At 68.8% G+C, this 22,547-nt stretch carries 21 protein-coding genes and 1 pseudogene; 5 read left to right on the top strand and 17 right to left on the bottom strand.

From position 1 onward, the window contains the following. Positions 1–493 precede the first annotated feature (493 nt). Complete coding sequence (locus ACFV0Q_RS01200) at positions 494–970, top strand: NUDIX hydrolase (protein ID WP_384998523.1); 477 nt, start codon at positions 494–496, stop codon at positions 968–970. Positions 971–986: 16 nt separating this feature from the next. After that, the gene (locus ACFV0Q_RS01195) at positions 987–1,151 is read left to right on the top strand and encodes a hypothetical protein (RefSeq protein ID WP_384998520.1); all 165 of its coding nucleotides are present in this window, start codon (positions 987–989) and stop codon (positions 1,149–1,151) included. Between the two features lie 449 nt (positions 1,152–1,600). Here ACFV0Q_RS01195 and ACFV0Q_RS01190 read toward each other — a convergent pair whose 3' ends face one another. The 7 genes from ACFV0Q_RS01190 to ACFV0Q_RS01160 all read right to left on the bottom strand — a co-directional run bounded on the left by ACFV0Q_RS01190 (position 1,601) and on the right by ACFV0Q_RS01160 (position 7,205). Continuing rightward, positions 1,601–2,086, bottom strand: coding sequence for a hypothetical protein (locus ACFV0Q_RS01190; protein ID WP_384998518.1), 486 nt, complete (start codon positions 2,084–2,086; stop codon positions 1,601–1,603). Between the two features lie 8 nt (positions 2,087–2,094). Beyond that, entirely contained in the window at positions 2,095–2,430 is a 336-nt protein-coding gene (locus tag ACFV0Q_RS01185; protein WP_384998515.1) for a hypothetical protein, read from the bottom strand. Positions 2,431–2,516: 86 nt separating this feature from the next. After that, the gene (locus tag ACFV0Q_RS01180; protein ID WP_384998513.1) at positions 2,517–3,398 is read right to left on the bottom strand and encodes a tyrosine-type recombinase/integrase; all 882 of its coding nucleotides are present in this window, start codon (positions 3,396–3,398) and stop codon (positions 2,517–2,519) included. Then, the gene (locus ACFV0Q_RS01175) at positions 3,385–4,473 is read right to left on the bottom strand and encodes a hypothetical protein (protein ID WP_384998510.1); all 1,089 of its coding nucleotides are present in this window, start codon (positions 4,471–4,473) and stop codon (positions 3,385–3,387) included. The genes ACFV0Q_RS01180 and ACFV0Q_RS01175 overlap by 14 nt, the downstream gene beginning before the upstream one ends. A 151-nt stretch (positions 4,474–4,624) precedes the next feature. Then, complete coding sequence (locus ACFV0Q_RS01170; protein ID WP_384998507.1) at positions 4,625–5,629, bottom strand: hypothetical protein; 1,005 nt, start codon at positions 5,627–5,629, stop codon at positions 4,625–4,627. Positions 5,630–5,884: 255 nt separating this feature from the next. Continuing rightward, complete coding sequence (locus ACFV0Q_RS01165) at positions 5,885–6,739, bottom strand: hypothetical protein (protein ID WP_384998504.1); 855 nt, start codon at positions 6,737–6,739, stop codon at positions 5,885–5,887. A gap of 301 nt (positions 6,740–7,040) precedes the next feature. After that, entirely contained in the window at positions 7,041–7,205 is a 165-nt protein-coding gene (locus ACFV0Q_RS01160) for a hypothetical protein (RefSeq protein WP_384998501.1), read from the bottom strand. A gap of 1,294 nt (positions 7,206–8,499) precedes the next feature. On the opposite strand from ACFV0Q_RS01160, the pseudogene ACFV0Q_RS01155 reads away from it, so the two are divergent. Next, positions 8,500–9,641: pseudogene (locus ACFV0Q_RS01155) on the top strand (helix-turn-helix domain-containing protein). A gap of 201 nt (positions 9,642–9,842) precedes the next feature. On the opposite strand, the gene ACFV0Q_RS01150 reads toward ACFV0Q_RS01155, so the two are convergent. Next, the gene (locus tag ACFV0Q_RS01150) at positions 9,843–10,190 is read right to left on the bottom strand and encodes a winged helix-turn-helix transcriptional regulator (RefSeq protein WP_384998498.1); all 348 of its coding nucleotides are present in this window, start codon (positions 10,188–10,190) and stop codon (positions 9,843–9,845) included. A gap of 76 nt (positions 10,191–10,266) precedes the next feature. Here ACFV0Q_RS01150 and ACFV0Q_RS01145 point away from each other — a divergent pair, with 76 nt between their 5' ends. After that, positions 10,267–11,157 carry an NAD(P)-dependent oxidoreductase gene (locus ACFV0Q_RS01145; protein WP_384998495.1) on the top strand — a complete coding sequence of 297 codons (891 nt, stop codon included), beginning with the start codon at positions 10,267–10,269 and terminating at the stop codon, positions 11,155–11,157. Between the two features lie 586 nt (positions 11,158–11,743). Here ACFV0Q_RS01145 and ACFV0Q_RS01140 read toward each other — a convergent pair. The 7 genes from ACFV0Q_RS01140 to ACFV0Q_RS01110 form a co-directional block, all read right to left on the bottom strand. Continuing rightward, complete coding sequence (locus ACFV0Q_RS01140) at positions 11,744–12,139, bottom strand: DUF6009 family protein (RefSeq protein WP_384998492.1); 396 nt, start codon at positions 12,137–12,139, stop codon at positions 11,744–11,746. A gap of 129 nt (positions 12,140–12,268) precedes the next feature. Beyond that, a complete protein-coding gene (locus ACFV0Q_RS01135) occupies positions 12,269–13,816 on the bottom strand; it encodes a phage/plasmid primase, P4 family (protein WP_384998489.1) in 1,548 nt (515 codons plus the stop codon). Further along, a complete protein-coding gene (locus tag ACFV0Q_RS01130; protein WP_384998486.1) occupies positions 13,813–14,829 on the bottom strand; it encodes a bifunctional DNA primase/polymerase in 1,017 nt (338 codons plus the stop codon). Before ACFV0Q_RS01130 ends, ACFV0Q_RS01135 begins: the two co-directional genes overlap by 4 nt. Positions 14,830–15,697: 868 nt before the next feature. Beyond that, the gene (locus ACFV0Q_RS01125; RefSeq protein WP_384998483.1) at positions 15,698–16,129 is read right to left on the bottom strand and encodes a hypothetical protein; all 432 of its coding nucleotides are present in this window, start codon (positions 16,127–16,129) and stop codon (positions 15,698–15,700) included. Between the two features lie 75 nt (positions 16,130–16,204). After that, the gene (locus ACFV0Q_RS01120) at positions 16,205–17,035 is read right to left on the bottom strand and encodes a histidine kinase (RefSeq protein WP_384998480.1); all 831 of its coding nucleotides are present in this window, start codon (positions 17,033–17,035) and stop codon (positions 16,205–16,207) included. A gap of 45 nt (positions 17,036–17,080) precedes the next feature. After that, positions 17,081–17,692 (bottom strand): hypothetical protein, encoded by a 612-nt coding sequence (locus ACFV0Q_RS01115; protein ID WP_384998477.1) that lies wholly within the window; start codon positions 17,690–17,692, stop codon positions 17,081–17,083. Between the two features lie 14 nt (positions 17,693–17,706). After that, complete coding sequence (locus ACFV0Q_RS01110; RefSeq protein ID WP_384998474.1) at positions 17,707–19,146, bottom strand: hypothetical protein; 1,440 nt, start codon at positions 19,144–19,146, stop codon at positions 17,707–17,709. A 276-nt stretch (positions 19,147–19,422) separates the two neighbouring features. Here ACFV0Q_RS01110 and ACFV0Q_RS01105 point away from each other — a divergent pair, with 276 nt between their 5' ends. Continuing rightward, entirely contained in the window at positions 19,423–20,535 is a 1,113-nt protein-coding gene (locus ACFV0Q_RS01105) for a hypothetical protein (protein WP_384998471.1), read from the top strand. A 179-nt stretch (positions 20,536–20,714) separates the two neighbouring features. Here the strand turns inward: ACFV0Q_RS01105 and ACFV0Q_RS01100 are convergent, their stop codons facing one another. Continuing rightward, entirely contained in the window at positions 20,715–21,131 is a 417-nt protein-coding gene (locus ACFV0Q_RS01100; protein WP_384998468.1) for a hypothetical protein, read from the bottom strand. 51 nt (positions 21,132–21,182) lie between these two features. Further along, entirely contained in the window at positions 21,183–21,884 is a 702-nt protein-coding gene (locus ACFV0Q_RS01095; RefSeq protein WP_384998465.1) for a hypothetical protein, read from the bottom strand. Positions 21,885–22,547 lie beyond the last annotated feature (663 nt).

Raw genomic sequence — 22,547 nt, 5'->3', positions numbered from 1 at the left:
GCCGTCTCCCGGCTGGGCGCGAGGCCGGGCCAGGTCTGTCCGAAGGGAGCCGTGACGGCGAGGCGCCTTTTGACGGCGAGCGTGTCGTCGTCATCATCGTCGGCCGTGTAGGTCGCCCACCACGGTGCGAGGAGGTCGGCAGGCTCATGGCTTGCCAGGGAGGACATCTTCTCGGGGAAGACCTCCCCGGACCCCCATGGGCGGAATTCGCCATCGTTCGGATCCAGCGCGCCGAGGAGCAGCGGCCACAAGCCGGAGCGTGTGTGCTCGGCGTGCGTCCGCGTCCGCAGCTCGGCCGTGGCCGGCCCGTCACTGAGCCACAGGGGCTGTACGTCTCCGTGGCCTTCATCGGACGTGCCCATCCGACCGGGCGGGAGCAGCCCTCGAGGCTCGATCGGGTTTCAGAGGGCACGGGCGGATGCTAGGCCGCGTGTGAGACGTCGATCAGCACAGGTCTTGATCGACATTTCGAGTGCCGCGTAGCGTCAGGACGGTGGAAACAACGCACCGGACCGCCGCCCGGGTCATCTGCCTGGATGCTGCCCACCGCCTGCTCCTTCTGCGCTGGCGGGATCCGTTCGACGGGACATGGCTCTGGGAGCCGCCCGGTGGCGGCATCGAGCCTGGCGAGACGCCGCTGGTGGCGGCACGACGAGAACTGGTCGAGGAAACCGGACTCGACCCGGCTGCCGTCCTTGAGCGATCGGTACTCGTCGACCGCGATGTGCAGTGGAACGGCAAGCGGTACATCGGGACGGAGCATTTCTTCATCGCTCGGTTTACCGACGAGCAACCATCCCTGGTGCGGACCGGCCTGCTCCCCGACGAACAGGCCAACCTGGACACGTATGCCTGGATCGCATGGTCGGATCTGAACGCACTGCCGGACCCGGTTGAGCCGCCGCAGCTGCTGACGGTGCTCGGCGCCCTGGTGCCGGACGGCCCGTGGTGTGATCGGGACTGTGTGTGAGGTGCGCTCACAGCGATTGCCGTATGAGGGTGAGCTCATCGAGATCCGTCGCTTCATCACCGGCGTCGTCGCCCCGCACACCCTCCTACAGCCCAAAGGCCGGTGGATCCGGCACCTGAACACCCAGCTCGACTCCGTCGAGTCCACGCTCGACGCGATCGCCGACTACATCGACGCATAACCCGGTGGGGGCCGGCCGCGACGTCTCACGGAAGACTTCCTGAACGGCAGCCTCGGGCACCCCTGGGAGGAGTCGCTGTGTCTCTTCCGGCAGGACCTCCTCGATGTCGTAGGAGCGCAGATCGACGAGACCCTCGGCGTGCCGATACGCAGAGCTGGCCGGCCCGCGCATCGTCCGTAGCCCAATATGCGTTCATGATCAGGTGAGGATCGGCGGAGGTTGCGGACCAGGTCGGTGAGGCGAGCTCGCAGGACCGGGTGATGTCCGGGCAGGGGGCATCATGGCGAGATCGGCAGTGGGGCTGTGGCTTGCGAGCACCGCAGCTTCGAAGAGATACGAGCCAGTGCGCTCCCGTGGCAGGCAGCCGTACACCGCGAGGCCCTGCGCCCGCACCGCGCGATCCAGTCATACGGCCCGGGGCGGTGACAGCGCTCTCCGGGCCGTGGAACTTACGATCCGGAGCGCAATCCCAGAGCACTGTGCTCCACCACACCCGAGGGAAGATCGCTCTTTCCCGAAGCCCGGGCAGTCAACTCCACAAGACCAGCCCGGAGTTCGGCTGCGGGCTCACCAAGTACGATCGCGCTGATGATCAGCTCCAAATTCAGACGGTCGTGCTCGTCACCCATGCTCCGATAGCGCTCCCCATCGGCCTCCACGACAGCAGAGGCGATCCTCATCCCACCACCAGTCGCGGGGGCGAAGGACGCCTCATAGACGCCGTGGCCGGTCCAGCTTCGGTGCATGAAAAGGACATCGCCTTCGATGAAGACCTGCCATTTCTCATCCATGTCCCGGGCTTGATATCCGAGCCGGATCCGGTCCCAGTCCTCGTCAGTCCAGACACGATCCGGCAACTGGGACACCGGCCTGGGCGTGTTGATCGGCTGGAGGCGCCGGAACGACTCTCGGGTGAGCGGGGCATCGGCAGTCATGACGTGACTCAGGTGCCAGAGGGGCGGAAGGTGATGGCCCCGAACAGGGTTCCGCTCCCGGGCTCGATCATGGAGAGGTTCCCGCTGTTGTAGTCCATGACGAGTCCCGGGGGAAGGAGACCGTCGGGTGCTGTCACGGTACTGATCTCTGTGTGGGTGCCGTCCTTGGCCGTGTAGGCGTGGACGGTCATGTCGGTCGTCAGCTTTCCGCCGAGGACGTAGACGGTGTCCTTGTCGGTGCCGAGGAATCTCGGCGTGGTCGCGATGCCGACCGGCTGGGTCCACTTCGCGGTGCCCGTCGCCATGTCGAAGGCGGCTACCGAGGTGGGGGCGGTGAGGCTCATCGAGTCGCCGGCGCCCACGTAGGGGTATCGCCGAGGTGAGCCCAGAAGGGGCCATGGGATGATCTTGAAGACGTGACCGCTCGGATTTACGTGCGGCGACGTGCAGCAGGGTCGCGTCCGGCGACGTGCCTGGCGACCGCGTCGACGCCAGGACGGGCGTACCGCTCCAGGGAGCGGACGGAGGCGTGGCGGGAGCGGGCCAGCAGCATCGGGGTGGAGGTGCCGTCTTCGGCGTCGTGCGTCAGAGCACTGTGACGAAGTCGGTGAAGCGTCCACCCGTCCAGGTCCTCGTTGTCCGCGGGTGAGGCGAGGGGGTTGGCCAGCAGCCGGGTGTTCTCCTCGAAGATCTCCTCAGCCCGGCGGTAGGAGAGCCGGGCCCGGCCAGTCTCCGGGCACACGTCGAGCGTCGGCGTCCCAGCCGGCGCCTTTCGTCCGGTGAGGAACAGCGGGCCGCGGGTGCGGCCCGCGATCAGACGGGGCAGGAGTTGGGCGGTGCCGGACTGCCAGTGAATCCACTCGGTCGCCCCGCCCTTGGCGGTGATCTTCCCGCGTTTGTCCTGCGGGTACAGGTCTTCCACATTCAGGCACAGCACTTCATCGGCCCGTGCAGCGGACTCGTAGAGCATCTTCCACTGTGTCTTCTCCCGCAGGGCGACGTCCAGGCGCCACAGGGCAGCGATCTGGTTCTCGGCGAGGGCCTTGGTGCGGTCCGGTGGTGCCGGTCGCCGCTCGATGCCGATCGTCGGGTCGCCTTCGATCCAGCCCTGTCGCTGCCACCAGCCGATTGCCTTGCGCGCGATGGACAGCTCCCGGTTGACGGTGTCGGCGTCCATCTCATCCGCCCGCGCCGCCGCGAGTTCGGCGAGGAGGGGCGGCAGGTCTGGGCCGTCGACGGCGGCCAGGTCGAAAGGCGCGGGCTTCGCTCCCCGGCGGGCCGGCCCGGTCGGTGCCGTCTCACCGCGCAGCATCCACCCCCAGGTAGTGAGCGAGATCCGGTAGATCCGCGCGGAGGACTTCGCGATGCCCGCGCCGGTGAGGTACCGGTCGACCGCCGCGGCGTACGTCGGCGGGGCCGGGGAGAAGGGTGTTACCCGTCCTGCCCTGGGGATGGCGGCCGACGTGACTGTCGTGCTGCCGACGCTCATGCGCTGCTCTTCTTCGCGTGCCGATGGTCCTGCGGGAGGGTGTTCCCGAGCCCGTCGCTGGTTGCGTACGCCCACTCGTAGTGGGGCAGGGGCTTGTGTCCGAAGTGAGCGACCTTGGAGAACCCCACTCGCCGAATACCCAGTAGAAGAGGTTGCGGAGATTGTGCGGGCTGTATTCCGCGTCCGGGAACAGCTTGAGGCCAGTACCGCCCATCCCGTCGAGCCAGTTCTTCGCCAGCAGACTTTTGATCAGGTCCCGGTAGGGCGCGGCGTGTTCGCTGCCGGCGATGAGCGCGGTGGTAGCCGCGGTGACCAGGTCGGCCAGTTGCAGGAAGGCGAGGTGGTCCGACCGGGCGGTCAGCACGGGCAGAACGATCCGGTTGGGGTCGGGGGCGATGTACTGGGTGCCGTTCTCGGTGAGGGCCAGGGCTTGGCCCAGCCACCGCTTCTCGTCTGTTCGGTCGCCGGGCGGCTGGTCGGCGATGAGGATGCCGCTATGGCCCGCGTTGTCGAGCACCATGGACACGCGCTCGTAGAGATACTTCAGCATCTCTAGCTGGATCTTCCCCTTGTCCCAGGAGTTCGGCATCCGCTCCGTCGCGCAGATGACGACGACCGCCGAGATGCCGAGGTCCTGGGCGTCTTGCAGCATCTGCGGACGGGCCTCGCGGAGCGCGTCCCAGTTCTTGTGCAGCGACCCGCCGCTGGGGTTCCACTTGAACTCCTTCTTGGGCGGCAGACCCAGGCGGGTACGGAGAGCGGCGAGGCACTCGGCGTAGGGGACGAGTGACTCCTCGGGAACGATCACGGCTCCGTAGGCGTGCAGCGGACCGAGATGAGCCCGGGGGGCGTCGCCCGGCGCCGTCCGCGCGCTGTCGTCGATGAACACGAACCGCATCAGCTTGCCTCCCTGTCGCGGTAAATGCGTACACCTCGCTACCCAGCCGGGAGGGTCCGAACGCAGGTCGCCGTGATCACGATAGAGGCTCTGCCGCAGTAAATCCGGCATTTACTGCGGCAGGACCAGAGCGCCGGCGGATGGACGGTGGTCACCAGTCGCGGCTGGAGTCCACGCCTTCGATCAGCGCCGCGCGAGCGGCGGACAGATCGCGCCCGGCAGCTGTCTGCGCTTCGTCCGCCAAGAAGTCCAGAGCGTCGAACAGCTCCTCGCGCTCCACGGTCTCGATGAAGCGCGAGCGGCTGTCCAGCGCGTTGAAGGCGGCGCCGAAGGCGCGCCCGATCTCTGCGATGTCGCCATGGTGCTCGCCGCCTGTGACCTCGGCGAGGAAGGCGTCCCGGGTGGCCTTGTACTGGGCAACAGCCTTGCGGTACGCGGCGCGGGGTATGTGCTCGCGGCCGTCCCAGTCGCGGAGCGGGTTGGCGGTGTTGGCAGCGACCCATTCCGGCTTGCGGGCACCGCGGACGTCGAGCTCCACTCCGTGCCGCACGTGGGGACGCCAGGTCTTGCGCATCGCGGCCGCGTAGTCGGCCGGGATGCCGTACAGCGACAGGCGGGTCAGATCCGGGAAAGCGGGGACGAGGCTGGTGCAGTCGAGCCGGGTGATCCCGCGGACGGTGAGGTGTTTGACGCCCGCCCGTACGACGCCGCGGGTGTGTTCTGCGGCCAGTTCGTCGGCTGTGTACGTCAGCGCGTACGGGGCATTCCAGTCCTCGCGGTCGCCGCTGTCCCAGTTCCGCTGCCGGGCCAGTTGTTCGCCCCGCCCCCATGCCGAGCCATAGGAGTACGAGGGTTCGGTCACCAGCGGGGGCAGGGAGCCGATCACCGTAAAGCTTCTCGGGAGGACCCACCCGTGGTTGCAGTGGGAGAGCTTGCCGCCCCAGCTGTGGTGCGTGAGCCGGAGTGGCTGCACGTCGCCCAGGTTGGCCACGGCCGCAGGCTCGGGCCCGGACCAGTCCAGTTCGAGAACCGCACCGCACTTTGCCGCGGCGTCGAGGCCGGTGACCTGCGAGGCGGTCCAGGCACCGAGCGCCTCGGAGTACACCGCGACGACGTCGCCCACGGCGACCGGCCTCGGTGGTTGGTCTCGTTTCATGCCCGGATGCTAGCGGCCCGCGTCCCACCCGCTGCGTCCGAGGGATGGTCTCGGTCGCAGGGCCGTGACCCCTGGCCGGCGGGCGACGTACGGCCAGCGAGGACGACGCTCTGGGCTCGTCCTCGGCCTCACGATTGGCACCTGTGATCGGCGTACGCGTACCGTTCAGTACTCCAGTGCGGCTTCGTGATCTAGGTGTCCGAGTGGCTACTGAGTCGTCGCACCGTCTTCAGAAGTCCGCACAACCGTTGATGATCACGCGGTGGCCGCTCCCGAACAGGTTCCACCCACCGCCGTCATCGCACTCCCACCGACCAGCTTGACGCGCCCCCTGGGCGGCACGGGCATGGCCACGGGGGCTGCGGACACCTGACGGCCCTTGGCGTCGAGGATGGCCACCGAGTACTGCCACATCTCCGGGCCGCCGCCCTCCACACCCAGCATGATCATGATGCGGTCGCCGTGGGCGGTCATGTCCCAGTTCAGCATGTACGAGTTCGCGGTGGCTCCCGGGTTCCGCCAGGTCCACGCTTCGCTCTTGTCCGGGCGCAGGCCGACCACTGTGTTCGAGGTCATGACGGCGAGAACGTCCCCGGAGACGAAGGCCAGGCGGGTGGTGTCGTCGGTCAGCGCCTTCCCGCCCACTGGCACGCCGGCCACCTGCGTCGTCCAGACGATCGTGCTGCCCTTGCGGGTGTCGACCAGCGACACCCGGTCACAGCTTGCATTCGGATCAAGCGGGTCCCCCTTGACCCAGGCGATCGCCCCGAGCCCACTGGCGGTGAGTCCTTCGGTCATCCCGCACAGGTGCATGTCGGGCTCGGGCGGGGCTACGGTGCCCAGCTGTTTGCCGGTGGCGGGGTCGAGGATGGCGACCCCGGTTCCCCGGCCGATGTAAAGGGCTGTCTTCGTATGCCAGGTGGCCATGAGCTTGGTCAGCAGAACGTCACCGCTCTCGGTGGGCGCCTTCCAGGCCTGGACGAGCCGAGCCGGTACGAACGGCGCCTTGGGGCCCGTGTCCGCGGACGAGGGGCCGCTCCCGGCTGTGGTCTGGCCGCAGCCGCCGGCTCCGGCGGCGAGCAGGGCGAGAGCGACGGCGGCGGCGCGCACGCGACGGGTCCGCCGGTGGGAAGCGGTGGTTCTCGCCGAGGCTGTCCCTGTGGGATCGTCTCGTGGTGTGCGGGTGGGGTCCATATGCTGGCGGACTGCCCGCTCACGCGTGTTGCCTTTCGTGCTGAGCGGTTTGGGTCAAGGAACTGCGTGGTCTGCCGCGCCGGGTCACCGTGCGCAGGGGCACGGTGAGGCACTGAGGCCGTCGGCGGTATGCCATGAGAGGGCAGTTCCCTGATAGTTGATGTCTGGTGCCACAAGGTTAGTTGCCGGTCCGCGGCCGAGCCGAGCGGGGCAAGGCTCACCAAACGGCTTGGTAGCAGCGCTCGTTCCCCACCGCGTCCCGTCGCTCCTCGTCGCCCTGGCGGCAGGCGCTGGGCACCACTCCCGGCAGGCGGTGCTCGATCCGGTGCTCTCCCTTGGTGCAGTCGGCGAACGGTCCGGTGGAGGGGCGGAGTTCCCGCATGCAGGTGTCGAGGTGGTCGCGGTGCCATACCGAGGGGTCGGTGTAGCCGCAGGTGGCCGGGTCGGTGAGTCCCTGTCAGGCCAGCCACAGGGCGTGCAGGCGGGCGACGGCGGAGGGCTCGGCGAGGTAGCTGGGGACGAGGACCCCCTCAACCCACTCGATCAGAGCACGCAGCTCGTCGTCGTACTGGGCTCGTCGAGCAGCAGGATGAACGGCGGATACTGCCAGGCGTCTTCCTCGTCCCCGCCAGCTTCCGCGCCCTCGTGGTCGCCGGACGGCAGGTCGTTGTCGACGCCCCCGGTCTGCGCCGCGAGCCGGGCTCTCAGCGACGCGACCTGGGCTTGAGGTCTTCCACGTCCTCAAGCAGCCCCGCCCGCAGGTCCGTATCATCGGTCACCGCGCGCCGCCTTCCTCTCCTCGTACCAGGGGCGCAGGCCGGTCTGGGCGATGGGCTCCCACGACGCTTCCAACCCAGCAGAACAGCAGCGCAGCTGTGACGTCGGCCGCCGGAGACCTGTCGGGCTGATTCCGGAAACGCACAAGGGCCCCGGGAAGGGGCCCCTGTGTAACTCTCTCGGTCCCTCTTCGTCCGGGAGACTCATGGTCCAGACGCGCTGTCATCCCCCCCCAGTGACGGGGAGGGGAGCCCACAGTCGGCGCGGAAGTGGTCACCTACATCCTGAGGTCATCCCCTCAGTCTTCAAGAGTAGGTCTGCGCACCTCTCCGCCGCCGGCTGTGGTGACGGGACGGCCCTCCCCACGGCTGCGGGCCGCAGCTTGCCTTGGCCAGCCACGCCAGGGCGCGCGCGGGGTCATCCCCGCGGGCGCAGGGAGCAACACCGTGGGATTCTCCGCGGCGTCGAGGACGGAGGTTCATCCCCGCGGGCGCGGGAAGCAGACTTACTGACCAGGGACTCTATCCGGGGGGCGTGCTGCTTTTGAGCACTTTCGCCGAATCCGGCAATCGGCTTCGTTCGACGAAGCGCGACGGCGTCCGCAGCGCGGGGCGCCGATCCGGCGGAAGGGTCGGAGTGCCTCTCCTGCTGCTTCGGTGGCCAGTTCGGGTTCCTTGACTTGAGCCTGAGGTTGCTGGCTGCCTGGTAGGGGAGGAAGACGCCTCGGGTTTGCCGCAGGCTGGAGGAAGAAGGTGTTGGCCCTCGCGGATGAGCTGGTGGGCGCGTGGGCGTCTCCGAGGTCGGCCCCGCCGACCATCATCTCGCCCATCCGCGTGAACAGCTCTTCGGCTTCGGTCATCCCGCGAGTGTCCGGGTCCGCCGGCCCAGCATCCAGGGGAATGCGGGCTGCCGCCGGCCTTCTCTCCGTCGGGATGACCCAGGCCGATCTCGCCGCCGCGCTCGGCCGGACGCAGGGATGGGTGTCCAAGCTGGAGAAGGGCCGGATCGAGCTGGACCGGGCCGGGCCGATCAACGCCGTGGCCGCCGCCCTGCAATGCCACCCGGACACGCTGCTCGATCGCCCGTACACGAGCGGCGGCGCCGAGACGAAATGGCAGGTGTCCGCAGCTTCCATCCTGCGGGAGTTGCGCCGAAACGCCCTGGCCCCGGTCTTCGACGGCACCCCGCGCCTGTCCGAGGTGTTGTGGCACGACATGAAGCGTCTGCTCCGCCTACGCAACGCGGCGGCCGACGGCGCCATGCTGAGCGAGCTGCCGGACATACTGCGGGAGGCCCACGTTCTCGCCGAGGTGTCCACCGGCCACGAACGCGAAGAGGCGTACGCGATCTACGCGGTGGCCTGCGAGTTCGCCCACACCACCGCCGCCCACGCCCTCGGACATCCCGAGCTGGTCGCCATGGCCTGCGAGCGGGCCACGTGGTCCGCGCAGCTCTCCGGCGACCCTGTGATGCCCTCGATGCGCTGTAGATGCGGATGTGGATGTGGGACACGTGGGCCTCGGCCGACTGGGACGACGCGCTCACCCTCGGGGACAAGGCCCTCGTCGGCATCGAGGCGAAGTACGAAGCCGGTGACCCACTGGCCCTGCGGATGTGGGGCGCCCTGCACCTGCGGGCCGCGATCTCGTACGCGCGGCCCGGGAACGCCGCCGGGTCGGAGGAGCGCCTCGCCCTGGCGTACCGCCGGCGAGCGGGTCAATGCCTACGTCGGCCCGGAGATCCACGACCGGCACTCGGTCACGTTCAGCCTCGGCAACGTCATCATCCACAGCGTCAGCGCCGCCTTGGAGATGAGCGACCAAGCGACCAGACGAAGGCGCTCCGGCTCAACCGCGAGGCGGACCCGGCGCACATCGCCGTCCTGCCGAACTCCCGGCTCGGTCATGACCACATGGACCTCGCCCGAGCGTGGCTGTGGGACGGCAACCGCGACCAGGCCCTTACCGAGCTGGAGACCGCCGAACGGGTCGCCACCCGCCGGCGCCAGCGCGGCATGACCGGACGTTTCTCCCTGGCCTGATCTGCGGGTATTCCACCGTTTCTGGAAATCAGGCGGTGCTGAGTGGTCGACAAGAGCCTCGAGGCCAGGCGTAAGCCGAGTACCCCACTCGCACAGATCCCCTATCTGGCGGTCTGTGCGGAGTACGCCGTCGCGCGACGCCATCTCTCGCCGCTCCGAGTCATGCGCGGGGGCGTCCCCTCGGCCACTCAACGCGAGTGGTCAAAGCGCTTCGTAGTGCGCGCTCCGCTCACCGAGGAGGTGTTCCCTGCCCCAGGCGCCCAGGGGGACCAGGGCCTCGTTCAGGGAGACACCAAGCGGGGTCAGGGCGTAAGTGACGCGGCGTACCGCCCCCTCGAACGCCTCCTCCCTGAAGACGATGCGATCACCCTCCAACTCCCGCAGATGCGAGGCGAGAACCTTCTCGGTAACGCCGGGGATGCCACGCCTCAGCTCACCGAACCGGCAGGGCCCTCCCCCTAGCGCCCACAGGATGAGCACCTTCCACTTGCCACCGACCACGTCGATCGCTGCGTCGATGCCGCACACGTAAGCGTCCCGCCTGGTCATCCACTCACCTTAAGGTAACCACCCACAAAAGAGTGCGTACTTGATCATGCTCCGGGCGTAAACGAGCCTGATCGGCATGGACACCCACAGCACTTCCAAGACTCCCATCACGCTCCTTGGCCTCGGCGACATGGGCACCGCTCTCGCCCGCGCCTGGCTGACCGCAGGACACCCGCTGACTGTCTGGAACCGCACCCCGGAAAAGGCCGAACCGCTGGCGGGTGAGGGTGCCCGGGCGGTGGCGACCGCGGCGGAGGCGGTAGCTTCGGCGACCGGTCCCGTCGTCCTTTGCCTGCTGGACGATGCCTCCGTAGGCGAGGCTTTGGACGGTACCGACCTGAACGGCAAGGACGTGGTCAACTTGACCACGAACACCCCCGCCCAGGCCCAGCAGCGTGCCCGCTGGGCCGAGGAGCGCGGGGCTCGTTTCCTGGACGGCGGGATCATGGCCGTCCCTCCGATGATCGGCCGACCGGAGACCGGCGGCTACATTTTCTACAGCGGCGACCACGCGCTGTTCGAACGCCACCGCGAGGCACTGGCAGCTCCCGCCGGCGTGAAGTTCGTCGGCGAGGACCCCGGCCACGCGGCGCTGCACGACATCGCCTTGCTCAGTGCGATGACCGGCATGTTCGCGGGTATCACCCACGCCTTTGCCTTGGTGGGCCCCGAGAAGGACCTCGACCGCGCCCGGTTCGCCACGCTGCTCGCGGAATGGCTCGGCGCCATGTCCGGAGCCGCCCACGGGATTGCCGCCCAGCTGGAAAGCGGCAACTACACCGAGGGTGTCACGTCCAACCTCGCCATGATGACGGCGGCCAACGACACACTCCTGACCACGGCGCAGGACCAGTCCGTCGACCCTCGGCTTCTCACCCCCTATATGGAGCTGATGCGCCACAGGGTTGCCCAGGGCCACGGCGACGAGGGCCTGGCGGGCACCGTCGGCCTGCTCAGCAGCGAGTGATGGCTCACGCGTCCGCAGGGGGTGCGTAACGACTCCCGCCCGGAACCCTTACGTCGTGCCGAGGCGGAGGGCGGCACAGGGAGGCCTGGAGCGGCGACAGCGCCCATCGGGCCCACGACTGGGCCATCTCCCACCCCCGCCCCGCTCCCGACGCCGCCTGGTGGGGCCTCGGCCCCCTCCCCCTGGCCGCCGCCTTGGTGCAGCCCGGCTTCCGCCCCGTCCCCGTGCACCGGATCATGGCCACCCTCACCGCGTCCCAGCGCGGCCGCGAAGAACACCGCCGTACCATCGCCCGCGCCGCCTACACCCGGCACCACCCCGCCTCCGCCCGGTGCAGCTCACCCTCGACACCTACCTCGGCACGGCACCACCCCGGTCCTGGGGGCGGGCTGTCGGCGCTCGGAGCGCGTTCTCGCGGGCGTCAGTCTCGGTCACTGGTGGGGCTGGTGGGCGCGCACCACGCTCCCGACGGATGGTCTGATGGTGTGAACGTCTTGGTCCGGAGTCTGCCGTAGGTACCGGCTCCCTCGGGCTTGAGCGCATCGGCTGCTCAGGGCCCCTCCCCCAGGGCCTGGCCGCCCAGCTCCTACGGTGTCCTGGCGCCGCCGGCCGTTATCTTCCCGGCGAGGCCTCCCTGGGAGCGGGGGGTCTTCTCCCCCACCCGGCGGGGCTCGATGGTGCGGGGGTCTACTGCTTCGCCCGGGGCGCCTTCCTGGTAGAGGCCGTCGGGTTCGGTGTCGCGGTCGTGCGGGAGGAGGAAGAAGACGCGGCGGAGCTGGAGGCCGCTGTCGGGGTCGGCTTCGGCTTGTTCGTCGAGTTCGGTGTAGCCGACCATGCGGCCGTCGCGGGCGTAGCGGGGCTTGCCGCGGCGCCGGGCGGTCTTGTCGAGGGCCTGGCGGACGTAGTCGAGTTGTTCGGGGCTCTCCAGCCACACCACGGTGTTCTCGTGGAGGAGGTCGCTCTCGTTCAGCAGCGAGCTCATGACTGCGGCCCCTTTTCGTCGTCGGCGGCCGGGTTCGGGCCTGGGTGGGTTGGTGGCGGGAATGGGTCCCGGGTGAGGGGGCCGTGTCCATCGTAGAGAGGTGCGCGGCGCGTGTGTAGGCGGCCTGGTCTAGACATGCGCGGGTTCGCTGTCGTCGTCGGCCAGCAGTGCGAGTCCGGGGTAGTACTTCTTGCCGCTGGACTTCATCATGTCGGCCGGTGAGGCGAGGCCGAGTTCCTGTCGCACCCGGGTGGCGAAGGCACGGGCCGTTGCGGGCCGGATGCCCTCGCCCGCGTTGCACCACGCGCTGTAGGCGGCGTAGAGGAGGCCCTGTTCGACCCTGAGGTCGCCGCCGCTCCGCGTGGACTCCGTGGCGCAGCATTCGGTGAGGAAGCGGCCGATGTGGTCTTCCGTCGTCGCGTACGCCTGGGTGGCCATGCGTACGGAGCTGGGTCCCGTGAGCGGGTCGCGGGTGCGGAGGTAGAGCTGGGCGCCTTCGACGAGCCAGTGCAGGATGCCCGGTCCCTCGCTGTCGACGAGTTCCTTGGCCAGGTTGTCGATCTTGCGGGCGGCGGGCACGACGCGTTCGAAGGGGATGAGGCGGATGCGGCGCCAGAAGGCGTGCCCGCCGGAGGCGACCTCGGGGCGGTGGTTGCCCAGCAGCCACAGCTTGTGCGTGGGCGTGAAGGAGAAGAAGTCCTGCCGCATGCGGCGGGCCATGATCCGGTCGCCGCCGGTCAGCAGCTTGACGCGGGACTCGTCGAACTTGTCGTTGGGCTTCAGCTCGCTGCACACCACGATGCGCCGGCCGTGCAGTTCGGTCAGCTCGGTGGAGTGTTCGGAGAACTTGCCCTTCTCCATCAGGAAGCCGGGCGGTGCCGCCTGCGCGTAGTCGCCCAGGATCTGCGTCATCACGTCCAGCAGGACTGACTTGCCGTTCGCACCGGTGCCGTAGAGGAACGGGAGCACCTGGGCGCCGACGTCTCCGGTGATGGAGTAGCCGAGCAGCAGGTGGAGGAACTGGATGGTTTCCGTTCCCTTGGCGTCGTCGCCGAAGGTGTCGGTCAGGAAGCGGTGCCAGCGCGGGGTCTCGGTCGCTTCGGGGGCGACGCTGGTGGCTCGCGAGTGCATGTCGCGTTCGGGGTCGGGCTTGCGCAGGCGGCCGGTGTGCAGGTCGACGACGCCGGCGGGGGTGCACAGGACGTACGGGTCGCCGTCGAGGATGTCGGGGTCCAGGGCGAGGGCGGGTGAGGCCTTGGCTTGGGTGAGCATCGCCTTGATGCCCGGGGTCGACATCGAGCGGCGCCGGTGCAGGAGCAGTTCACGGTCGCTGAACAGTCCGGTGGGGTCGGTGGGCGGCATCTGCTCGGCCATGTCCCCGGCGGCCCACACCGCGGCCTTCTCTCCCCCGGTGCGCTTCCAGCGGTACTGGCTCCAGTGGTACCAGCCCAGGCCCTCGACGTGACGGAACTGGTCCCCGTACATGACCGCGAACAGCTTCGCGTTGCCGCGGTCGGTGAGCAGGCCCGGAAGCTGCCCCGCCTGGCGGGCCTGCTCATGCGTCGCGGCAGTGCCCTGCTGTGCGGGCACGTTCGCAACCGGCTGGCAGCCTTCGAGGTCGAGCATCTGCTGGGCGGCGGCAGTGGCGTCGAAACGCGGGCCGTCGGCGCTGCTCATGGGCGTCCTTTGAGATGGAGCGGCCGGTGGAGTCCGGCGGACAGGGCTGAGGTGATGGTGGCGAGGCTGCGGTGGCTCTGGTGCGGGCGGGCCGCGTCGGCGGCTACAGTCAGGAGCTCGCGCGCCTCCGTGTCGGTGAGGTGGCCCGCGGCGACGAGGCCTCCGGCGGTGTAGGCGGCGCGGTTGAGCTTCTCGGTGAAGCTCGCGCCCTGCGGGACGGCCGCACAAGCCTGAACCGCCGCCAGCAGCGGTTCCAGGAGACGCTGGGCTCCCGTGCTGTCGGGCCTCGCGGCCGGGCGGGGCACCTGGGCCGTGGCGGGCCGCGCGGGGCTGTCGTCGACCACGTGGCCGGTGCGGGCCAGTTCGGCGGCCAGCCAGCCGGGCAGGGGCGCCGGGAGCCGGGCCGGGCCGACGGGTTCGTACGCACCGGCCGGGGTGCGGGTTGCGGGGGCCACGATGTAGCCGCCGACGGCCCGTACGTCTACCTGCCAGGCGAGGGCCACCTTGGGACTCGACCCCGTGGAGGAGCGGTAGCGCACCCCGGGCGCGGTGGCCCGGTACCAGATGTGGAGGCCGCCGGAGGGTGTCCTGACCCGCAGGGTGGTCTCGTCCTGCGCCGGGTCGGGCTGGCCGCGGTAGGCGGCGAGCAGGGCCAGGGTGTCGAAGCCTGAGGCCAGGCCTGCCAGGTTGACGTCCTGGTGGATCGTGATGCCCGGCAGGAGCCGGTCGCGGTCGGGCACTTCGGCGCTGTGCGCGTCTACGTCGAGGACCACCAGCCCTGCGGGACCGCAAGAGACACCGACGCCCATGGAGGGGTGTTCTCCCCACCAGGCTCTGAGCCGGTCGTTGTCGGTGGTGGCCGCGTGGAAGCCGTGACACCACTTGCCTGCCGTCGCACAGGGGCAGGCCTGCGGGAGGTGGGTGTGTTCCCGGCAGGCGGCGCAGTTGGCGGCCGGCGTCTTGCGGCCGGGGGCCAGCGGGTGCACGGGCCAGCCCTGGGAGGCGCACCACATCGCGACATCGAAGGGACTGGTGCTCCCCGATGACGCTGTTCTCCTGGTGTCGCCCTGGCCTGGCACGCTGATCGTCCTTGTCGAGGGACCCAGCAGTTGATTCAGTCCCTGAGGCGAAAGCACTGGTCAGAGGACCAGAACGACTCAGGGAGGGACTGAAGGGACCGAGTTTTCGAATGAGGTCCTGAGCCTACCCCAGGGGGTGGCAGCCCTCATGCCGTTGTATCAGTTCCCCAGTCCCTTCAGTCCCTTGGCCGCACGCACCCTCCCGGTGTCCACCAGGGGAGCGCCGGGAACCGCAGGGTTTCCCGCGCCGGGCGTGTCGCCGGGTGGGCAAGTGGGCCTGCGCGCAGGGGCAGGGACTCGGGCGAGGGACCGAGCGTTTCGGTCCCTCTTTGGTCCCTCACGGAAAAGCCCAGGTCAGAGGACTCAAAGCTCGGAAGAAGGGACTGAAGGGACTGAGAAGTCCCAGTTATCAGCGCTCCAGGCTCTAGCAAGGCCCTAGTACCTCCTCTACGCGCGTACGCATACACACGCACGCGTAATCAGTGGAACAGGAAAGTTCGGTCCCTTTAGTCCCTCCGGTCCCTCGCCGCTCCCCCATGGGAATGCTCTGACCTGCAGTTTTACGAAAGCGCCCGCGAGGGACCGAAACGCGAAGGGACTGAGCGGACCCTTCAGTCCCTCCCAGGCCCAGCCCTTCCCTGCGCCACCACACGAACGTGTGTGGGCGTTCGAGCTGTCGCCGACCAGTGGTCGGCGGATATAGTGGGGGCCAACTGTTACTCAGGCGCAGAAGGCCCCCCACTCAGGTGGAGGGCCTTCTGTCTTGTGTGGGGCCGGCAGGCTTGGCGTCAGCCTCTGCCACCTACAAGTGATCGAGCCCCGACCGGGAACCGATCGGGCGGAACTGGTTGCCCAGGCCGATGTCGTTGCGCACGAACAGGCCGGACGCACCACGCAGCGCGCTCTTCTCCGACGAAAGACGGCCCATGAGCGTCTTCACCTGCTTGTCCCAGGTGTCCGAGACCTTCTTAAGACCTGTGGCGGTCTCCCAGCCCTTGAAGCCGCTCACCGCCGTGTTCGTGGCCTCGTCGGCATGCTCGGCGGCTTTCTTGGTGTCCGGTTCCAGCTCGGTCTCTATCGTGTTCGCGGCTGCCGTCTTCTCGGCGGGTGTGGATGCGAAATCTCCGGGGCCATCAGGGGCCAGGGGCCCAGCGGGAGCTCCCGCACTGTTCAACCGCATGCCCGTGTCCGAGTCCGCCAGCCGGCCCGGATGGTGATCGAAGTCCCGCGACATGTTTCCTGCTCCCCCTCGGATTTTTCTTGGTCAATGGCCGCCTGCCCCGGCCACACCCGGTGCCCTGTGTCGGGCTCAACCGCGCCGGAGTTCGCCTTCTTCGGGCAGGAGCTCCGCGATCAGGTCCCAGACCCGCTTCGGCCCGACCTGGACGAGCCGCATGGTGGTGTCCGGACTCACCTGGTCGGCGGCCACCGGCTCGGCGGGGGACTCCCGATGCCAGTACCCGAGCGGGCCACAGTCCCACACCGCGAAACCGCGCCCCTCCACGCCGTCCTGGCCTGCTTGGCGCCCCCGCCAGGCCGCGGTCATCCGCCAGCTCGAGCGCAGTTCGGCGATGAGGTCGGCCAGCAGGGCAGCTTCGGCTCCGCCGAGAGTTCCGTCCATCGCCAGTGCCTTGCCGATGTAGGCGCGCTCGGACCCCTCGACCTCGGCGAGGGACACCCCCTCCAGAGCCCGCACACCCGCCTCGACCGTCCAGACCCGGGTCTCGATGACTCTCCCTGGCTGTGGCGTGGAGCCGGACTGCTTCAGGTTGACCATGTCCGACAGGGCCCACACCAGCATCTTCGGTTCCACGCAGGAGTACTCCGCCTCGCGCTCACCGGGCCAGGCCCGGTGAGAGATGACGTGTTCCTGCCCTATGAGCATCCCGTGGTGCAGCTCGCCCTGCCTCCCCGCCGCCTCCAGCGAGATGACGACGGCCGGGTCGATCAGCGTGTCGAGCAGTGGTACGAGTACGTGGGCCAGCAGCCCCTTCCCATCGATCAGCCCGCACTCCCGCAGTTCCTCCCGTTCCGCGAAGAGTGCCTCGGGGACGGGTTCACCGGTCGCCATCTGTACGAGGACCAGGAGGTGCTCGTCGCTCAGGCGGAACCGGGCTCGGGAAAGGTCATAGGAAGGCATACGCTCGCTTGCTCCGTCGGTCGTTTCGTTGCGGTCGGTCGTCGGTCACGTCATTGAGGAGTCCGCCGCCACGTGGAAGACCCGCGAGACGCCCGCGCGCATGGCTCCCCGTCGGGTGAGCACGGACCGGTCGACTCCGGCGAACAGGACCGCCAGCGCGATGTCGGCCCCTACGGCCCGGCCCTTCACCTTCACTTCGACCCGCTTGCGCTTGCCCATGCCGGTCTCCCTGACCGTCACCGTGGCGCCGCGGTCCTGGTTGTCCGCCTCGCGCATGACCGCGTACTCCTTGCGGCTGACCGCCCACAGCCGGTAGCGGTCGCCGGCGTACTTCATGTGCAGGGCGCGGCCCCGGCGCGTGAACGCCCACCGGTTCCGCTTCAGGTACACGTTGGCGCCGCCGACCCGCAACGTCGCCCCGTTCAGGGTCGGCCGCTCGGTGACGATCACCTGGATGCCCCGCGACTCGAACTCGACGGTGGGGATCTGGCCACCGCTGACCTCGGTCGCGCGGACGTCATCGTGGGCGTGGGGCAGCGAGGCCACGGTGATGTCGCCCCACTCCGGGGACGTCCCCTGCCATCCGGTCCGGCGAAGCTGACCCTTCTCACCGCCCTGCCAGGTGTTCAGCGCGAACGGGGTGCTCTGGGTGTGCATGTCCCTGCCTCTTCCTAGTCGAACGGGTTGAGCGCACTGCCGAGTTTCCTGGCACCACCGGCCAGCGAGTGCCCGGCCTTCTCCAGGCCCTTGCCTATGGCTTCGTGGTTGTCCCAGACGAGCGCGGCGCCGTAAGCGATACCGGTTCCCACGGCGAATCCGGCCGTGATCGGATTGGGCGCTATGGTCAGCGCGGTCATCGAGGCGCTGAACGCCGTGCCGGTGACGTCGGTGGCGAACTTCGCCGGATCCTTCTTGATCATGTCGGTGTCGTAGGTGGCCAGGTTCGCCACGCCGTAGACGGTGCCCGCTACGCCGCCCACCACGCCCAGGCCGCGCATCGCACCGGCCGCCTTGAGGGCATTCATCGCACCGCCCTGCCTGGCGACGGTCACGAGGTTCGCTTCGGCTGCCGTCGGCATGAAGAAACGGCCGTTCTTCATCTTGCCGCCCCACATGGCGGCTTCGTCGGACCCGGTGAGGACGCCCGCGACGTTGGGAGGCAACCTGGCCAGCAGTCCGCCCGGAGCCCCTCCCGCCAGCCGCGCGTTGGCGGTGCGCGGTACGAAGGTACCCGGGGCGGTGAAGGCCTTCGGGAAGTTCCCGGCCTTCACGTCCTTGAAGTAGTTTTGCAGCTTCCAGGAGTTCATGCCGACGACGGTGAGGGCCGAGGCGAACGCGCCGGCCGTCACGGAGGTCTTGCTGATGTTGGAGACCACCTCGGCAAGTTTCGGATTGCCCGTCAGGCGGGTCAGGCCCTCCTTCTGCAGCCGCTCCATGTAGTCGTCGATGGTCTCGTCGTCCCGCATCTTCAGCCAGGCGAGATCCATGCGCTCTTGCTTCTGCGCATCGTCGGCCTTCGCGACCTCGGCGGCCTGCCCGTTGAACCCGGTGCCCGGGGTGGCGTCGCCCTTGGCACCGGGGCCGTCCTTGACGACCGCTTCCAGGTCCTTGCGCAGGTCCTTGTCGGCCTCGTCGACCGCCTTGACGCACTCCTTGATGTGCTCGCGCCAGGCCTGCTCGGCGGTCCGTACGCTCGTCATGTAGTCGGGGTCGTGATGGACCGCACTCTTCTCGGCGGCGCTGAGCTTGTCGTAGTCGAAGGCCACCGTTCCCTGGCCGGAGACGCTCATTCCGGCCTTGACGGCGTCGTCGCGCGCGGTCTCCAGACTCTTCTTCAGCTCGGTGAGCTGCTGGTGCCCGTTGCGCAGGAGGGTGGCGGTCGCCTTGGCCTGGGTCTGCGCGGCCTGGTACTCGTACCGGGTCGCGGCGAAGTTCGTGAGCGCGGTGGCCGCACTCACGCCGGCCCAGTTCCCGCTCATGTGGATCTTCTGAACGCTGTCCCGGTAGCGTTCTTCGACCTTGTGGAGCTCCTCCGCCATGGACTGCCACTTGTCCGCTGCCGTCAGGAGCCGTCCGTAGTCGGTCGTCATCACATCCTGATACGTCAGCATGCCGCTCCCCCACCGCGTGTCGATCATGAATCTCGGAGCAGCCTATACGTTCTATTTACCTTCCCTGTCCGGGAGATCGGTTCCGGAAAGTGCCTTCCGACCACGGCTGGTTGGGACCCCGCCGCTCACCGCCGGCATGGATGACAACCGGCACCTGTTCACCCTGGAGCCGAGGCTCCGCGCCGTGGCGGCGCTCCGGCCCCGCAGTGGACGAAAAACACGTTGGCCGGACGGCGCCGAGCTGCGACGATGCTCCTCTTTTCCAGCGGAGGACATTTGTTCGTTTTCGTCTGTGCGGGGTGTGGGGCCAGGCTGACCACCTCGCTGTCCCAGGTCGCCCTGCCGGCCCACGCCCATCAGAAGTACGGGAACGGGATCCAGCTCCCGGTGCTCATGGAGCCGGGCACCTTCGCCGTGGACCCGGAGCCCTGGGGGCCGCCGTGGCGGAGGTGGGAGGAGACCGATCCGAAGGAGGCAGCAACCCGCGGCATCTACGCGCCGGTCTACGCCCTGTCCGACGGCGCGCCCGGCGCGATCGTCATCGCACCCGGAGATGCCCGCGGCACCCTGCTGATCCCGGAGCTAGGCGGCGGCTACTGCTGCGGCCTCGATTGGGGTGATGGCCCCAACATGGCCTGCGAGGCGTGCGGCCTGCCCGTGGCGAGCCGGATCGACGACTGCTCGCTCTGGCAGGCGGTGTGGCTCGCCCCGAACGCCGTGCGCCGCCGCCCCGTCGATATCGCCGACTCCGCACCGCTCTCCTGGGCGGAGCTGATGGAGCAGGGGAAGGGCACGCCCCCGTTCGAGCCGATCGCCACATGGGGATCGCGACGGGAGGCGAACCGCTGGTGGTCATGGAGCCCGCAGTGGGAGGCGGCAGCCGGCCGCGCCCTCGCCCACCTGCTGGCGGCCTCGGAGGGTCGGCCTGTGACCGTCCCGGCCGGCCTGGTCGCGGAGGTGTTCCGACGCGCCCTCGATGCCCTGCTGCCCGCAGGTCCGCCGCCGTTGCGCGCAGCCCTGGCCGGACCGGGATGGCCCGCCCCCGACGCGGACGCCGACATCCTCCTCGTGCCAACCCATCCCCAGACGGGCGAGATATGGACCCCGGCCGGCCCGGCCGCCTCGGCATACCCGGTGCCGCTGCCGTTCGGGGTGTGGCTGTGGCTGGCCTTCCCCGAGCCGTACCTGCCCGTCCCCGCGTCGGGCGGCCTACCCGACGGTGTCCTCCGCGACGACTACGACCCGCTCGCGCCGCGCCCCCATCGGCTGTTCTGGGCCGACCCGGGAGTGTTCCAGCACACCCTGGTCCGGCTGCCGGCCGTCCGCAGTCAGTGGCTGCGCGAGATCCTCGAGAACCTTACCCAGCACATGCGCGCCGGCATTTTCTAGCAGCCTGGCAGAAGACGCCGGTCGCCGGCACCCGATCCCCGGCCTGTCCGGTGACCGTGCTGGGTGAAGTGCATGCCCTGATCACTGCTTTCGTACTGTCAGGGCCGAGCGTCATGGCTCAGGCACGGAAGGCCCTCCACCGACGTGGAGGGCCTTCCCTTGCGTGTCCCGTACGCAGGTCAGGCGACCTGCAGTTTCGGCCGGCCCGTCGGGGCGGGCGGGGCCTGGTTGTAGGTCGGCAGTTTCAGGTTGGCGAGGTCGCCCGCCTGGATGCGGACCAGCGCCGCACGGAACGCAGCCTCCATCGCCTCGGGGCTCTCGTACTTCGCCGCGAGCGGGTGGAGCCGGTACGAGTTGCCGTTGCGCTCCTCGCTGCGCGGGCGCAGGACGATGTTCAGGTCGCACAGGGGCGCCATCAGGCCGCTGACGGCCTGGGGCGTGACCCCGTACTCGGCCGCCATGTCCTTCTGCCGTACCGGCAGTGCTCCCCCGAAGTCGCTGCGGGAGACGAGGTACTGGAGGAACTTGACGGCGGACCCTGACAGCGGCAGGGCCCAGATGCGCTCCGCGACGATCGGAGACATGACGTTAGCCATGGGACAGCCTTCCTCGTGAGCGGTCGCCCGTGCGCGGGCCTGGCAGCACTATCACCCGGTACGTTTCCTTCCGCGAAACTCGGCTTCGGCACCGAAGTCGAGGTCGAGCTCCTCCTGATGGGCGCCCTCGGGTCCCACCACGTACGGGAACGCGGCGGGGTTGTGCTCGTGCCGCTCCGCGATCTCGGCGAGGACCTCGTGCTGGGCCGTGCTGTTGCCCTGGAACCACAGGCGCACGTTGATCTGGATCCGGCCGTTGCCAGCCTTCTCCACCCAGTTGTATCCGCAGAGCGCCTGGACGGCGCGGTTGACCGTGGAACGCGTGATCATCTTGCCGCCCTTCTGGGCGGCGATCGTGTTCAGCCCGTCCGTGATCTCCTGCTGCGTGTACTGGGTGATGCCGGTGCCCGGCACCTGACCGCCCGCCACGAAGAGGAACACGCACAGCTGGGACTTGGTGATGCTGTTGGCGACGGCCAACTGGGCCAGGAGCTGGGTGAACCAGTTGCTGGCCAGGCTGTAGCCCGCTCCCCCGGCCATGTCGTGGACGGCCTTGGGGTCCGCCGCGTACTCGAAGTGGACGCCTTTGAGCCGGCGGCGGCCACGGGGATCGGCGGCGTGTGCCACCTTCTCCCCGAGCTGCTGGCCGAGGACCGCCAGGATGTCCCCGTACTCGGCGTCGTTCCCTGCCGCGGCGGGCGCGGGGACAGGCCGGGGCCCGCGCCGACGTCGGGCGGGCGGATCAGATGTCACAGGACCTCCTTGTTACTCAGGCGGTCCGAGAGTATCCAAAAAATCAACGTGTGCTTGTCTTTTGGCGCGTCGGCGCGCCGGGCGGCGCACCTGTCCGGAGCCTTCGCCGACGCGAGCGTCGAAAGTACACACTGCGTGTAGTTATTTTGTATCGAGGCCCCGAAAGTCAACGGATACTTGATTTCGTGTGCCGTGATGGGGGCACATTCTGTTCGGTTCTCGGAGGTCCGCGTCGCGCACGCCGCTCCGATGCCCGACGCTCTGACCTGCGTCGATGATAGGCCTGACGCCTCAGCTGGAAACTACACGGCTGCTTGAGTTTCCCGCCAAATGTGCCCGCTGGATACACATTTCGGGGATCCGAGTGTGTCCTGCACGACACACTGGTTCGGGCAAACATGCAGGTCAGAGGCGTGTAGGCGCGGCGCTCTCTTACTACAAGAGCAACGTGACCGCCGGCCCCAGGACTTGTGCACTCCTATCTGTCGACCTGTCAGGCCAGCCCTGTTGTTGATCTTGCTGCTGTTGTTGCTGCTCTGGCTTGTCCGTGTCGTACCTGTACTCCGTGCAGCAGCCATAGCCTGCCCGCCGATACATCAGCCAACTCACGCCCGCCCAAAGCCTGCTTGTTCCTGACAATGAGCGGCCAGTCCCCCGCCTCAG

Source organism: Streptomyces sp. NPDC059564, assembly GCF_042735575.1.
In the GTDB taxonomy this organism is placed as follows: Bacteria; Actinomycetota; Actinomycetes; order Streptomycetales; family Streptomycetaceae; genus Streptomyces.
This window is presented reverse-complemented; position numbering and strand designations above follow the sequence as displayed.

Coding starts and splice junctions, on each gene's coding strand:
- ACFV0Q_RS01100 (WP_384998468.1), bottom strand. CDS start 21,131: ATGGCTAACGTCATGTCTCCGATCGTCGCGGAGCGCATCTGGGCCCTG.
- ACFV0Q_RS01150 (WP_384998498.1), bottom strand. CDS start 10,190: ATGACCAGGCGGGACGCTTACGTGTGCGGCATCGACGCAGCGATCGAC.
- ACFV0Q_RS01140 (WP_384998492.1), bottom strand. CDS start 12,139: ATGAGCTCGCTGCTGAACGAGAGCGACCTCCTCCACGAGAACACCGTG.
- ACFV0Q_RS01175 (WP_384998510.1), bottom strand. CDS start 4,473: ATGCGGTTCGTGTTCATCGACGACAGCGCGCGGACGGCGCCGGGCGAC.
- ACFV0Q_RS01125 (WP_384998483.1), bottom strand. CDS start 16,129: ATGTCGCGGGACTTCGATCACCATCCGGGCCGGCTGGCGGACTCGGAC.
- ACFV0Q_RS01130 (WP_384998486.1), bottom strand. CDS start 14,829: ATGTGGTGCGCCTCCCAGGGCTGGCCCGTGCACCCGCTGGCCCCCGGC.
- ACFV0Q_RS01145 (WP_384998495.1), top strand. CDS start 10,267: ATGGACACCCACAGCACTTCCAAGACTCCCATCACGCTCCTTGGCCTC.
- ACFV0Q_RS01180 (WP_384998513.1), bottom strand. CDS start 3,398: ATGCTGCGCGGTGAGACGGCACCGACCGGGCCGGCCCGCCGGGGAGCG.
- ACFV0Q_RS01110 (WP_384998474.1), bottom strand. CDS start 19,146: ATGCTGACGTATCAGGATGTGATGACGACCGACTACGGACGGCTCCTG.
- ACFV0Q_RS01120 (WP_384998480.1), bottom strand. CDS start 17,035: ATGCCTTCCTATGACCTTTCCCGAGCCCGGTTCCGCCTGAGCGACGAG.
- ACFV0Q_RS01185 (WP_384998515.1), bottom strand. CDS start 2,430: ATGAGCCTCACCGCCCCCACCTCGGTAGCCGCCTTCGACATGGCGACG.
- ACFV0Q_RS01190 (WP_384998518.1), bottom strand. CDS start 2,086: ATGACTGCCGATGCCCCGCTCACCCGAGAGTCGTTCCGGCGCCTCCAG.
- ACFV0Q_RS01135 (WP_384998489.1), bottom strand. CDS start 13,816: ATGAGCAGCGCCGACGGCCCGCGTTTCGACGCCACTGCCGCCGCCCAG.
- ACFV0Q_RS01115 (WP_384998477.1), bottom strand. CDS start 17,692: ATGCACACCCAGAGCACCCCGTTCGCGCTGAACACCTGGCAGGGCGGT.
- ACFV0Q_RS01170 (WP_384998507.1), bottom strand. CDS start 5,629: ATGAAACGAGACCAACCACCGAGGCCGGTCGCCGTGGGCGACGTCGTC.
- ACFV0Q_RS01160 (WP_384998501.1), bottom strand. CDS start 7,205: ATGCGGGAACTCCGCCCCTCCACCGGACCGTTCGCCGACTGCACCAAG.